Source organism: Limosilactobacillus reuteri (assembly GCF_020785355.1).
Taxonomy (GTDB): Bacteria; Bacillota; Bacilli; order Lactobacillales; family Lactobacillaceae; genus Limosilactobacillus; species Limosilactobacillus reuteri_I.
Window position 1 is genome coordinate 14,775 of sequence record NZ_JAJGVH010000080.1, and the last position, 13,528, is coordinate 28,302.

Below are 13,528 nucleotides of genomic sequence, written 5' to 3' on the forward strand. Positions count from 1 at the left end.
GGAGGGTGTCTAATGACTTCAAAATATGAAACAGAGTCGAAAGGTTACACGATGACAACCGTAATGCAGGAAGCTGCACGATGTTTATTATGTCATGATGCACCATGTTCACAAGCTTGCCCAGCACATACTAATCCAGCAAAATTTATTCGAAGCGTTCTTTTTCGTAATGTCAAAGGGGCAGCTGAAACGATTCGGGAAAACAATGCGTTAGGATCAATCTGTGCGCGTGTTTGTCCAACTGAACGTTACTGTGAAAAGGCATGTACTCGGGCTAAAATCGACGGGCCAATTGATATCGGTGGGATTCAACGGTATGTCACTGATATGGAGCGAAAGATGAACATGAAGATTCTTAAAGCCGGTAAGCCAAATGGGATGAGTATTGCCATCATTGGTAGTGGCCCATCAGGTTTACAGGCAGCTACGACTCTCCGTGAAAAGGGCTATGCAGTTGATATCTATGAAAAAGCTGCTAAGGCTGGCGGTTACTTGACCTACGGCATTCCTGAGTATCGGTTGCCGGAAGAAATTGTGGATTATGAAGTTCAACGAATTGTCGACCTTGGTGCGCACATTATCTATAACACAACTGTTGGAAAAGATATTTCAATGGATGATCTTAAAGCTCGTTACAATGCAGTAATTGTTGCTATTGGGACGAGTGAAGCAAAGATGCTGCCAATGTTTGAACACAATATCTGTACTGAATCAGCAATCTCATTTTTAGCCCGGGCAAAAGAAAGCAAGGGCAATTTAGAAGATCTTCCGCAAAATGTTCTTGTTATTGGTGGTGGGGATGTTGCAATGGATGTTGTAACAACCTTAAAGAAGCTTAACGTTCCTTATGTTACCGATGTTGTTTATGAGCAGTTTGATGAATTCAAAGCTTCTAAAAAGGAACTTGCCGGTGCGCAAGAAGCTGGTGTAACAATTGTTGATGGTTACGTTCCAAAAGAAGTTCATCAGAATCGTGCTACCTTTACTCACCGGAAGATTAAGAGTGAATTAACTATTACTGCTGATAAGATCATTTTAGCAGTTGGTCAAAAAGCGAATGCAGAAGGACTAGACATTGACTTACAGCATAATGAAATTCCATTCCGTGAACCACGATTCCGGACAAAAGATCCCAAAGTTTTTGCGACTGGTGATATTGTTGCCGGAGGTAAAACCGTTGTGGTAGCAGTGCAGAAAGGAAAAGAAGTAGCAGAAGAAATAGACCGGTTGTTAGGAGGACGAGAAAATGATTAAAAAAGATTTATCTGTAGACTTTTTAGGCGTTCATTTTGAAAATCCATTTTGCTTGTCGTCCTCACCTGTTGGGAACTGTTACGAAATGTGTAAGAATGCGTATGACGCTGGTTGGGGCGGTATCGTATATAAGACTTTATCACCAACACACTTTAAGATTGATGAAGTTTCTCCCCGGTTCGATGAATTAGCCAAGGAAGACATGCATTTTGTTGCCTTTAAGAATATGGAACAATTATCAGAACACCCCTTGGAACAAGATTTGGCTGATATGCGACGGTTAAAAGAAGAATACCCCAATAAGGTCTTGATCGCATCAATCATGGGTGAAACCTTGGAAGACTGGACCAACCTGGCCAAGTTAGTAACTGAGGCTGGGGCTGATATGATTGAATTAAACTTCTCTTGTCCGCAGATGACTTCTCATACCATGGGTTCTGATGTAGGAACTAATCCAGAATTATGTAAGAAAAATTGTGAAGCTGTTAAACGCGGGACTAGCCTTCCAGTCCTTGCGAAGATGACACCAAATATTACGACGATGGTTCCAGTTGTAAAGGCATGTCTAGAAGGAGGGGCAGATGGCTTCTCCGCAATCAATACGGTTAAATCAATTGTTGATGTTGATCTAAAGAAGAAAGTTGGCTTACCAAATATTGATGGTAAATCTTCTGTTTCTGGATTATCTGGGAAAGCTGTTAAGCCAATTGCTTTACGTTTCTTACAACAATTACGGTCAGCAGCCGGCCTTGAACAACTACCGATTTCTGGAATTGGGGGAATTGAGACCTGGGAAGATGCTGCTGAATTTATTCTTTTGGGTGCTACTACTCTTCAAGTTACAACTGCGATCATGGAATATGGTTATCGGATCATTGATGATCTTACTAATGGTTTAATGCATTACATGGAAGAGCAACATGTAGACCACCTTCAAGATCTTGTCGGCTTAGCTAATAAGAATATTATTCCTACTAACCAGCTTGACCGAAATTACAAGGTTTACCCTAAGATTGATTGGGATAAGTGTATCGGTTGTGGCCGTTGCTTTATCTCATGTCAAGATGGTGCTCACCAAGCATTAACTTGGGATGATGAAAAACGGCAACCAGTCTTTGATAAGAGTAAGTGTGTCGGTTGTCAACTTTGTGCACTTGTTTGTCCTGTGGGGGCTATTAAGTTAGGCCTTGTTGAAATTAAGCCGGGTCACAAAGGTAATCCAGCAGAAATCGATGTAGGATCTCAACGTCTTCATCGCTATCACCCGGTAAAGGCTAATCAAGAAAATTAATTATTAGTTTTCCTCATATATGAAAAAATCAGGGACTGTGACATAAATTAAGTTACTTTCATAAAAAGCAAATACGCAGTACAACAATGGCCTCCAACGTCCGGCAAAAAAGCCGAACATTGGAGGCCTATTGTTGCTTGCGGGGGCTCCCAGAGGCTAGCTTCGCGTCGAAAAACGAAGTCACAAGTGACTTCTGTCTCGCTCCCTCGATTTTTAGCTTTATTATGTCACGTTGCAACTCTTAAATTACTGCGAGGGGCTCTTTTTTAGTTGGTGATGGGAATTCTTTTTGTAAAGCAAGTAACTCATCATCACTCAGTTCAATATTACCGGCTGCAACATTTTCTTCAGCATGTTTTGGACTGCTGCTCTTTGGAATAGCAAGGACATTTCCAATTCTTAAAACCCACGCAAGCATAATCTGATTGACGGTTGCATGGTGATTTGCGGCAATTTCTTTTATTAGCGGATTCTCGGTTAACTTTCCAGATAAGCTGTCACCCTGTGCAAGCGGGGAATAAGCTATTAATGGGAGCTGATGCTGTTTCATTAAGGGAAGGAGGTCAAATTCAATTCCGCGACTATCGAGATTATAGAGATCTTCGTTAGCAACGCAATCAGTGCCATTTTTAAGGCGCCATAATTCTTCAAGATCATTGACATCGAAGTTTGAGACTCCCCATGCTTTAATTTTTCCTGCTTTTTTAACTCGTTCTAATTCATTGACTGTTTCTGCCAACGGGATCCCACCTCGCCAGTGCAAAAGGTAAAGATCAAAATAGTCTGTTCCTACGGTTGCTAAGCTCTGGTCTAAACTATGCTCAAGTTTTGTCTTGCTGGCATTTGAAGGAAGAACTTTATCAATTAAGAAAAGTTTTTCCCGGTTATATGGTTTGATGGCCTCAGCGACAAGCGCTTCAGAACGACCATCGCCATACATTTCTGCAGTATCAATAGCTTGTGCGCCAGCGTCAATTGCAGTTTGAATTGCTTTAATTTCTGTGGATCGATTGACGAGGGAATTTCCTATATTCCATGTTCCAATTCCAATTGCGGGCATTGAAACATCATTGATTGTAACTTTTTTCATTTTGCACGGCTCCTTTCACTTTTCCTACTCCTATTATATTCTTTTTAGTCAATGGTCCCTAGCATATTAATTGCATTTTAGCTGAAAGCGTTTAACATAGACAATGAATAAGAAAGAAAGGAAGCATTCTTTATGGCTAATGAATTACAAAACCGTAATAATTTATTTGATAGTTTGATGAACATGCGTAACTGGATGAACGATGATTTCTTCTCTAACCTAACTCCGGTGGCTGATCACATGAAGACAGATGTTACAGAAGATGACAAGAATTATACCGTAAAGATTGACATGCCTGGATTTGATAAGAAGGATATTCACATTAATTATGCTAATGATATTTTGACAGTTACTGGTCATCGGGATACCTTTGCTGATGATGGTGATAAGGATGGCAATGTTCTGCATTCTGAACGTCGGTATGGCCAAATGAGTCGGCAATATCGTTTGCCAGATGTAAATAAGAAGGATATCAAAGCTCAATACAAGAATGGTGTTTTGACAATTACTCTTCCTAAGAAGGATGAGACTGATGACGATGAAAATCATATTGATATTGAATAATTAAATTAAGTTAAATAAGGAGGCTGAGTTTTCCCAGTCTCCTTATTTTTGTCTGTTTCTTGAACGTATGTTTGGCTGAGGGTATAATAGTATTTACTAAAAGGATGGAGGTACATTACAATGGGGCGAACATATATGGCAATCGATTTGAAATCATTTTATGCCTCGGTCGAATGTACTGAGTGTGGGCTTGATCCTTTAAACGCTAACCTTGTAGTTGCCGATGAATCGCGAACTAGTAAGACTATTTGTCTCGCCGTCTCACCAGCTTTGAAAAAGTTTGGCGTTTCTGGTCGCCCGCGATTGTATGAGGTGGAACAACGGGTAGCGTATTTGAATAATCGTCGTGCCAAAGAAATGTCTCACCAGCGATTATCACCAGTTGTTTCAATTTACCGGGATGAATTATTAAAATCACCAGAACTTAAAATTGGTTATAAGATCGCACGTCCACGAATGAATTTTTATCTTGAAAAAAGTGCCGCCATCTATGAAATTTATTTACGCTATTTACCACCAGAAAAGATCCATGTTTATTCTATTGACGAGGTAATGATGGATATTACTGATTATCTTAATGAATATCATGTTAGTGCCCGTTCTTTAGCTAAGGAAATCATCCAAACAATCAAAGCAGAGACCCAGATTACTGCAACTGCAGGAATTGGAACTAATCTTTTCTTAGCGAAAGTAGCGATGGATATAGTAGCTAAACGGATTCCAGGGGATGAAGACGGGGTCCGGATTGCACAAATGAATGAACATACTTTCCGCCGTTACCTTTGGGCGCACCAGCCACTAACAGACTTTTGGCGAATTGGTCCTGGATATGCGCGACGACTAAAAAAGCTAGGTCTTTATACAATGGGAGATATTGCTCGTTGTTCTTTGGGAAAGTTATCTGATCCAATGAATGAAGAAGTATTATACCGCGAATTTGGAAAAAATGCGGAAATCATTATTGACCATGCGTGGGGATATGAGTCCGCAACCATTAAAGATATCAAAAATTATCATTCATCTGATCATGGAGTATATTCTGGGCAGGTGTTGCCTCGACCTTATAACTTTACAGAAACCCGGTTAGTGATTCAAGAGATGGTTAATTCATTAGCTCTCCAGTTAACTAAGCAAAACTTAGTAACTGATCAAGTAGCTTTAAGGGTCGCCTATGATGTTTCTAATATATCAGAGGATTACCAAGGGCCGTTAGTGACAGACTTCTATGGACGCCAGGCGCCAAAACCGATGCATGGAAAGGCTAATCTTTCCTTACCGACTTCATCTGGGACAGAATTGATGGAGGCATTTATGAAGTTATGTGATTCTGACCTTGATCGGCGATTGACAGCTCGTAAAATTACGGTAATAGCGAACCACCTTCTCTCACCACGACTTGCTCGATTGGCAAATTACAATGAGCAGTTAGATTTATTTACGGACTCAACGAAAAAACATAAGAATCGTTCCAAGGTTCAAGAAAAAGATCAAAAACTACAAAGACTTGTCCTCGATTTGCAAAATGAGTACGGTAAAAACGCCATTATTCGAGCAGCTGATTTGAAAAAAGGTGCTACTCTTTTGGAAAGAAATAATCAGATTGGAGGGCACCAAGCATAATGGAAAATGAAGATTTGTTGAAAATAGAAAAAAGCTTGTTTAGTGATACCTCAAAGTATCGTGATATTATCAACACCCCTCGGCATGTTTCTCAAGCTCATACGCCAATGACCACCGAAGATCGCGCTGCGCAGTTTTCTCCTTTTGCGGCCTTGACCGGCTACCATCAATTATTAGCAAAAGTAGGGGAAAAGTATGGTCATAAAACTTATCCCACAGCTGAGATGAGGCATCGAATTAGAGTCCAACTTGCCATGATTGAACGGGGCCGATCACATCCGCTAATAAAAGTTGAATTCTTTAATGGTAAGACTGGTTTTTATGAAGAATACACGGGGCAATTAAAACGAATTGATCACCATGCTCACCACCTAATATTTGATGACGGAACAAGGCTTATAATTCAAAATATTCGTAAAATTAAAAGAGATCAGCAAAACTGACCTCTTTTAATATAAGTTAAAATGCTTGAATAAGTTTCATGATTCCGAAAACAATCAAGAATGTTGAAACTAACCATACCACTGTAATAGCGGAAAGTAATGGGCTAAATAAAAGAATAACCCCTAAGACCAAACTCAAAATTGCTAGAATTACAATGAACCAGTAGTATCCGCGATGAAATTCCTTGAAAAATTTTGCACTGAGCAATTCAGTGATGGAGTCAAGGATAAACCAAATAGCAAAGATAATAGCGATGAAGAGCACACCAAAACCTGGTTGGAAAAGAAAAATAATTCCTAAAATAATATCTAAAATTGCAGAAAAAATTAACCAACCTGAGGATTCTCCTAAGATTCGACCGATTCGTTGACGGAACCATAATTCATAAATTCCGCGGAAAATAAAAGCAATTCCGGCAACAATGGCTAAGAAGTGAAGGGTTTTATCTGGCCGCGTGAATGATGCAATTCCGGCAATGATAAATAAGACTCCAACAATTAGGCTAAACCAGTCAAAGCCCTTTTTAGTTTCTTCAAACATTGAAAAACCTCCCTAAAAATAAAATCATTAATATCATAGTTCAAATGGGTTGATAAAACAAGAAGAAAGGAAATCTCAACAAGGTAGCATAATACATATAGAATAAAATAGTAAAAGCCGGAAGAAAAGTTCTTTTTTCTTTCGGCTTTTGTCGTAATTTCCCGGGAAATTAAAGGTGCTCTTTAATACCGTTGGGAAAATCCTTATCAATCTCCTTTAAGATTGGTAATAATGAATTGACATATTCATGATATGCTTCGATTGGCTTTAGATCTTTTGCTCGGGATTGTAGTAAGGTAAGAGCAATATCATGTGCTCTTTGTTCATTTGTAATCATCTTTTACCACCTCAGTTATTCAGTTTATCAGATTTTCCACCTACTAGCATAAATTGTTTAATAACTTGATGAAAAATCGTTTGATCAAGTATGATCATTACTGCAAAACCAATTGTAGTTCCGATGGTATTGCTAATCAAATCATCCACATCGGCAACCCTTCCAATATGAAAAAGAAGGTCGCAAACAAATTGGTTACACTCGATAAATAAGCTGAAGAAAAAGCCGTAGAGAATAGCACGACTGAAGGGCATTTGGTGATTAATTAAATAAAGATAAACTCCTAGTGGCAAGGTCATCACAATATTTAAGAAAAATTCTTGGCTGAGTCCTTGGAGGGGGATGATATTAAATGGTACGCCGTGAAAATAAAATAAAAGTTTGTTAGCAGAACTAAAATTAAACATTGAAGGAGTTAGGCAGAGCCAGTCGATAGCAGTTAAGTAGATAAAAAAGGTTGCAATTGTAATATGCTGGCTGAAGTTAGGAAATTTTTTCCAAAGGTGATTATGGGTAACGAGGACAGATCCTGCAAAAAAATAAATAAAAAATGGGATCCAGTGAATTAATGCGTACAATGTAATTTCTCCTTCTACGAAAAATGGTATACAATAGGTTTTCAATGTTATATATCATAGTTGATTTTTTTAGTAATGACTAGTAAACCTAACTAGGATTAATAAAACTTCAATTATTGAGGAAGAGAGAGAATCATGGCAGAAAAACAAGAATTTACACGTAAACTTAAAAGCCGTCATATTCAATTAATGGCGCTTGGCGGAACGATTGGGACAGGATTATTTCTTGGATCGGGGAAGGCAATTCACGCTGCTGGTCCAGCAATCCTTTTAGCATATTTAATTACTGGAATTATTTGTTTTGGAATTATGCGGGCCTTAGGGGAATTGCTTCTTTCCGATTTACATTACCATTCATTTATGGATGCGATTCGTAATTATCTTGGTAATCGCGTGAGTTTTATAATGGGTTGGGCTTATTGGGCGTGTTGGCTAGCATTGGCGATGGCCGAAGTTACCGCCATTGGATTATATTTTCAACTATGGTTTCCTCAAGTTCCCCAATGGTTACCTGGATTAGTAACTCTGCTAATTTTACTGGGATTAAATCTAATGACTGTTAGTACGTTTGGTGAACTCGAATTTTGGTTTGCCCTTATTAAAATTTTGGCAATTGTTATTTTAATTGTCGTTGGCGTCATTTTAGTTTTGCTTCATTTTCATTCGGCAAGCGGCTATCTCGCTACTCCTGCTAATTTAGTTAATGATGGGGGCTTTTTTGCTACCGGGACAAAGGGCTTCATGCTTTCTTTTCAAATGGTTGTATTTGCCTTTGTTGGAATTGAAATGGTAGGGGTGACAGCCGCTGAGGCAGAGAACCCTAAAGTTGTTATTCCTAAGGCGATTAATGGCATTCCCGTTCGAATTATGCTCTTTTATATCGGTGCTTTGGCTGTCATTATGTGTATTTATCCATGGAGTAAACTTTCACCAAGCAATAGTCCGTTTGTCCTTGTTTTCCGTGACATTGGTCTTCCGGGGGCCGCTAGTATCGTTAATTTTGTAGTAATTACTGCTGCGGCTTCTGCTTGTAATAGTTCTCTATATACAACTGGCCGAATGCTGGCTGAGTTAACCTCTACTGCTCACCGGCCTGTTATCCGTAAGATTAGTCGCTTATCTACGCGGTCGGTACCTGCAACAGCGGTTATTATTTCTGCAGTTGTTATTGGAATTGCCGCTATCTTAAACTTAGTAATGCCAGAAGGAGTTTTTACTTTTGTTTCCAGTATTGCTACCACGAGTTTTCTCTTTGTGTGGGCTGCTATTATCTTGGCGCATTTAAAATATATTCGTCAGCATCCGCAATCGAGAACTTTCAAGATGCCAGGCGCGCCTTTTACTGACTATGTTATTTTAGTTTTTCTTTTTATTGTGCTAATTGTTTTATGTATGGAGAAACAAACTTTAATTGCGCTTATACTAACTTTAGCTTGGTTTGCAGTTCTTGCCGTTGCTTCATTAACACAAAAGAAAGCATAAAAAATTCCCCGAGTTTTCGGGGAATTTTTTACTAACGATTCAAATGTAATTTACGTTGACACTCGGGACAAATGCCATGGACTTCGATGTTATTTCCTGTAACTAGATAGCCAGTCTTTTCATGAGTCATAACCGTTAATTCTTTCGTGATTGCAGTAAAATGTTCATCAAAAACATCAGAAATCTTACCACAATTATCGCAGACGACATGATAATGCGGGTGGCCGAAATAGTCAAAGTGAGTACTGCCGTCTCCATTTTTTAGCTCAATTACGAGATTATAATCAACGAAGAGTTTTAGAGTATTATAAACAGTTGCCATACTGATATTGGCAACTGTGTCTTTAAGGTCATCATAAATCATTTCGACACTCGGATGAGTATGATGATTGATTAAGTAATTTAAGATAGTTTTCCGCTGGGGAGTAAGACGAACCTTGTTTTCACGAAGATGGTCAAGAGCTCGATCAAATTCTGCTTCTGCCATAATGTCGTCCCCTTTCTTAAAATAATTATAATCTATTGACATTATAACATTTACATTCACTAATTCAAAACATATAATAATTAACGGTCAGATAATAATTATTCTAAAGAGGGAGAGAATGATATGGATCAAAGTATCGCACGTAATGGAAAAAGCTATAGTCGCTTTTGGTTTATTTTTACTTTACTAGTTGGTACCTTTACGATGTCAATTAGTCAATCATCGTTGTCAACTGCCTATCCAACCTTAATGAATGCTTTTGGAATTTCAGCATCAACCGTTCAATGGCTGACGACTGGTTTTATGCTCGTAATGTGTGTCAGCATGCCAATTAGCCCGTGGATGCTCAATAATATGAGTTTTAAGACAATGTTCATTGGAGCACTGGGACTATTTGATATTGGATCCTTGATGATTGTCTTAACCCCCGCGTCTTGGGGAATTAATGGCTTCTGGTTTATGATGATTGGACGGGCCATGGAGGCATTTGCCGTTGGAGTACTATTCCCATCATATCAAACTGTTTTGCTTGAGATTACGCCTAAAGAAGAGCGGGGTTCAACAATGGGAATTGCCGGTTTGGTAATGGGATCCGCCCTTGCTTGTGGACCGATTGTTTCAGGAATTATTCTAAAATTTTTTAGCTGGAAGAGCCTTTTTATCCTCTTCATGCTTGTTATTTCGGTAATTATTTTAATGGCTGCTAGCGGACTGATCCAAGATGTAATGGAACGCCATGAAACGAACCTTGATTGGCTATCAGTAATTTTACTAGTTGGATTAATTGGGATTATGTACGTTGTTGACCAAACTGGAAAAAAGAATCCTGCATGGGGAATAAATGCAGGGATCTTTATTGTTAGTCTTATTGCGGTTATCTGGTTCTGCATTCGGCAGCTTCACCTCAAGCACCCGCTATTGGAATTACGGGTATTGAAGACTTTTAATTATGATTTAGCAATTCTTTTAACGTCGATTTCATATATTGCCTTAATTGTAACGACAATAATTTTTCCCCTTTATTATCAGGGAGTATTAAAAGTTAGTCCATTTGTTTCTGGGATGGCCTTAGTACCTGGAGCTGCTTTTCTTAGTATCCTGAATCCTTTGTCAGGAAAATTGGCTGATAAAATCGGGTTTAAACCGACAATGCTAGTGGGAATGTTTATGATTATCATTGGCTGGGTTGCTGGATTAATCGTCCTTAATCATCTCAGCTTATTGGGAATGATCCTTTGCGCAATGGTGATTGAAGGTGGAAATGCCTTTGTAATGATGCCAGCTGTCACACTGGGAGCAAATGCCTTGCCTGATGAATTAGTACCCCACGGAACTGCCGTAATAACAACTGTCCGGCAAGTTCTCGGATCCGCGGGTGTTACTATTTCAACACTGATCTTAACGGTTGCTACTACAAATGCACTTCAACGGGGAAGTTCGGCTCAAGTTGCTTCCCTTCACGGCTATCATTTGGTATTTATCGGCATGATCATCACTGAATTGATTGGGCTCATACTAGCATTTATGCTAAAAAATACTAATAAAGAAAAAAGTACAAAATAACCAAAAATTCGTATATAAAATAGGGAGGAGAAAATTTCTGCTCTCTATTATTTTAAAATCAAAAAAGAGGTATTAATAATGACACTTAAACGACCACAATGGGCAAATGCGACACCGGAAATGCAAGACTATTATGATCACTACTGGGGCTTTCCAGTTCATGATGACCAGCAGTTATTTGCAATGTTATCTTTAGAATTATTTCAGGCCGGTTTAACTTGGCAAACAATCTGGCGGCGGCGAGAAGCATTTAACCAGGCATTTGCGAACTTTAAGATTGAAAAAGTTGCTTCCTTTACCGATGAAGATATTAATCGATTATGTGAGGATGAAACTATTATTCGTAATCGTCTTAAAATATTAGCGGTAATTAATAATGCACAAGTGATTTTAAAATTACGGAAAACGGGAAAGACGTTTGATAATTATGTGTGGCACTTTGTTGATGATCAACCGCAAGACTTGGGGTTAACTACCGATGTTGAATTAGCTTCTAAAACGCCGGCCTCAGAAGAAATAGCCAAGCAAATGCGGAAGGATGGATTTAAATTTGTTGGTCCGACAATTATTTACTCTTTCATGACAGCGGTGGGAATGGTCAGTGCCCGTTTAAAGTAAGAATGTAAGGATTAACATTGATTGTTGGTTGACAATTATGCTAAGATTATTCTCGTTATAAAGCAATTCCCGATAGGATTCACGTCTGAACGTGAAGATGCCTTGTAACCGCAACTACAAACTATTTGAAAGTTTCAATAGAATATGGGGGAATTAGAAAATGGCAGAACGACATTTATTTACATCCGAATCAGTATCAGAAGGACATCCAGATAAGATTGCTGACCAAATCAGTGACGCGATCTTAGATGAATTGCTTAAGAAGGATCCTGATTCACGGGTTGCAGTTGAGACCTCAGTTACCACTGGACTAGTATTAGTCTTTGGTGAAGTTTCTACTAAGGCCTACGTTAATATCCAACAGATTGTGCGGGACACAATTCGTAAGATCGGTTATACAGATGGTAAGTACGGTTTCGATGCTGATAATTGTGCTGTTATCACTGCAATCGATGAACAATCACCAGACATTGCGCAAGGGGTTGATGACTCCTTAGAAACGCGTGAAGGTGAAGCTGATCCGCTTGATAAGATTGGTGCCGGTGACCAAGGATTGATGTTTGGTTACGCTACTGACGAAACACCTGAATATATGCCATTAACATTGGTTTTAAGCCATAAATTAATGCGTAAGATTGCTCAACTACGTAAGGATGGCGTTATCTCTTACCTTCGTCCGGATGCAAAGGCTGAAGTAACTGTAGAATACGATGAGAATGACAAGCCGTTACGTGTTGACACCGTTGTTTTAAGTACCCAGCATGATCCAGAGGTTTCACTTGATCAAATTAAAAAGGATATTAAAGAACAAGTGATTGAAGCTGTCATTCCAGCTGAGTACCTTGATGACCAAACTAAGTACTTCATTAATCCAACAGGTCGGTTTGTAATCGGTGGACCGCAGGGAGATGCCGGTTTAACAGGACGGAAGATTATTGTTGATACTTATGGTGGGGCTGCCCATCACGGTGGTGGAGCCTTTTCTGGAAAGGATGCTACTAAGGTTGACCGTTCTGCTAGTTATGCTGCGCGCTACATTGCTAAAAACATTGTCGCAGCGGGTTATGCTAAGAAGGCTGAAATTCAAGTTGCTTATGCCATCGGTGTAGCAGAACCAGTATCGATCATGATTAATACTTATGGTACCGGTACCCGTTCAGAAGAAGAATTAATTGCCGCTGTTCGAAAAGTATTTGATTTACGTCCAGCTGGAATTATTGAAATGCTCGACTTGAAGCGGCCAATTTACAAGCAAACTGCTGCTTATGGTCACTTTGGCCGGACTGATGTGGACTTACCATGGGAACACCTTGATAAAGTTGACGAATTAAAAGAAATTTTAGGCTAATAATTTAGTTACACGCTTGCAATCATTAACGGTGGTTGTTAAAATAGGCGTTAAATATTTGATCGTAATAGAAATAGTAGTTTTTGACGAGGTCAGCAGAGATCCTGTGGTGGTGTGAACAGGAGACTGGTCATTTACGAACTCATCTAAATGTGATTATTACTGAATCTTAGTAGGTAATGACGTTTACCGCGTTAAGGTCCTAAGCGCCATGGCTTCCATGGAAAACGGGTGGTACCGCGGAGTTATTTCGTCTCGTAGATTGATTTCTACGGGACTTTTTTATTACGATCATCAAAATCAGAATAAGGA

14 protein-coding genes, 1 riboswitch and 1 other annotated feature are annotated in these 13,528 nt (G+C 39.1%); of the genes, 9 read left to right on the forward strand and 5 right to left on the reverse strand.

Annotation, left to right across the window (positions count from 1 at the left end; all coding sequences use genetic code 11):
• The first annotated feature begins 12 nt into the window (after positions 1-12).
• Both LMB56_RS07895 and preA read left to right on the forward strand, forming a co-directional pair.
• Positions 13-1,254, forward strand: a complete 1,242-nt coding sequence (locus LMB56_RS07895) for an NAD(P)-dependent oxidoreductase (RefSeq protein WP_229283747.1) — start codon at positions 13-15, stop codon at positions 1,252-1,254.
• On the forward strand, positions 1,247-2,545 hold the full coding sequence (preA, locus tag LMB56_RS07900; RefSeq protein ID WP_003664227.1) for an NAD-dependent dihydropyrimidine dehydrogenase subunit PreA: 1,299 nt from the start codon (positions 1,247-1,249) through the stop codon (positions 2,543-2,545). The genes LMB56_RS07895 and preA overlap by 8 nt, the downstream gene beginning before the upstream one ends.
• A gap of 241 nt (positions 2,546-2,786) precedes the next feature.
• Here the strand turns inward: preA and LMB56_RS07905 are convergent, their stop codons facing one another.
• Positions 2,787-3,635, reverse strand: a complete 849-nt coding sequence (locus tag LMB56_RS07905) for an aldo/keto reductase (protein WP_229283748.1) — start codon at positions 3,633-3,635, stop codon at positions 2,787-2,789.
• Between the two features lie 132 nt (positions 3,636-3,767).
• On the opposite strand from LMB56_RS07905, the gene LMB56_RS07910 reads away from it, so the two are divergent.
• The 3 genes from LMB56_RS07910 to LMB56_RS07920 all read left to right on the forward strand — a co-directional run bounded on the left by LMB56_RS07910 (position 3,768) and on the right by LMB56_RS07920 (position 6,262).
• On the forward strand, positions 3,768-4,199 hold the full coding sequence (locus LMB56_RS07910; protein WP_066035893.1) for an Hsp20/alpha crystallin family protein: 432 nt from the start codon (positions 3,768-3,770) through the stop codon (positions 4,197-4,199).
• 120 nt (positions 4,200-4,319) lie between these two features.
• Complete coding sequence (locus LMB56_RS07915) at positions 4,320-5,819, forward strand: Y-family DNA polymerase (protein WP_229277841.1); 1,500 nt, start codon at positions 4,320-4,322, stop codon at positions 5,817-5,819.
• Positions 5,819-6,262 carry a hypothetical protein gene (locus tag LMB56_RS07920; protein WP_003668556.1) on the forward strand — a complete coding sequence of 148 codons (444 nt, stop codon included), beginning with the start codon at positions 5,819-5,821 and terminating at the stop codon, positions 6,260-6,262. Before LMB56_RS07915 ends, LMB56_RS07920 begins: the two co-directional genes overlap by 1 nt.
• A 16-nt stretch (positions 6,263-6,278) precedes the next feature.
• On the opposite strand, the gene LMB56_RS07925 is transcribed toward LMB56_RS07920, so the two are convergent.
• From LMB56_RS07925 to LMB56_RS07935, 3 genes are all read right to left on the reverse strand, one after another.
• A complete protein-coding gene (locus tag LMB56_RS07925) occupies positions 6,279-6,803 on the reverse strand; it encodes an HdeD family acid-resistance protein (RefSeq protein ID WP_003664221.1) in 525 nt (174 codons plus the stop codon).
• 169 nt (positions 6,804-6,972) lie between these two features.
• Positions 6,973-7,140 carry a hypothetical protein gene (locus LMB56_RS07930; RefSeq protein WP_003664220.1) on the reverse strand — a complete coding sequence of 56 codons (168 nt, stop codon included), beginning with the start codon at positions 7,138-7,140 and terminating at the stop codon, positions 6,973-6,975.
• An 11-nt stretch (positions 7,141-7,151) separates the two neighbouring features.
• On the reverse strand, positions 7,152-7,763 hold the full coding sequence (locus LMB56_RS07935) for a VanZ family protein (protein WP_324294059.1): 612 nt from the start codon (positions 7,761-7,763) through the stop codon (positions 7,152-7,154).
• A gap of 90 nt (positions 7,764-7,853) precedes the next feature.
• Between LMB56_RS07935 and LMB56_RS07940 the strand changes: the two genes are divergently transcribed.
• Positions 7,854-9,200: an amino acid permease gene (locus tag LMB56_RS07940; protein ID WP_229283749.1), complete on the forward strand. Its 1,347-nt coding sequence runs from the start codon at positions 7,854-7,856 to the stop codon at positions 9,198-9,200.
• A gap of 31 nt (positions 9,201-9,231) precedes the next feature.
• Here the strand turns inward: LMB56_RS07940 and LMB56_RS07945 are convergent, their stop codons facing one another.
• Positions 9,232-9,687 carry a Fur family transcriptional regulator gene (locus LMB56_RS07945; protein ID WP_003664217.1) on the reverse strand — a complete coding sequence of 152 codons (456 nt, stop codon included), beginning with the start codon at positions 9,685-9,687 and terminating at the stop codon, positions 9,232-9,234.
• 123 nt (positions 9,688-9,810) lie between these two features.
• Here LMB56_RS07945 and LMB56_RS07950 point away from each other — a divergent pair, with 123 nt between their 5' ends.
• The 3 genes from LMB56_RS07950 to metK all read left to right on the forward strand — a co-directional run bounded on the left by LMB56_RS07950 (position 9,811) and on the right by metK (position 13,216).
• Entirely contained in the window at positions 9,811-11,250 is a 1,440-nt protein-coding gene (locus LMB56_RS07950; protein ID WP_229283750.1) for an MFS transporter, read from the forward strand.
• 78 nt (positions 11,251-11,328) lie between these two features.
• The gene (locus tag LMB56_RS07955; protein ID WP_229283751.1) at positions 11,329-11,868 is read left to right on the forward strand and encodes a DNA-3-methyladenine glycosylase I; all 540 of its coding nucleotides are present in this window, start codon (positions 11,329-11,331) and stop codon (positions 11,866-11,868) included.
• Positions 11,869-11,918: 50 nt separating this feature from the next.
• A riboswitch (SMK box riboswitch) is annotated at positions 11,919-12,031 on the forward strand.
• A complete protein-coding gene (metK, locus tag LMB56_RS07960; protein ID WP_003664212.1) occupies positions 12,029-13,216 on the forward strand; it encodes a methionine adenosyltransferase in 1,188 nt (395 codons plus the stop codon). Its footprint overlaps the riboswitch before it by 3 nt.
• Before the next feature lie 52 nt (positions 13,217-13,268).
• Positions 13,269-13,477: a binding site (T-box leader), on the forward strand.
• Positions 13,478-13,528 lie beyond the last annotated feature (51 nt).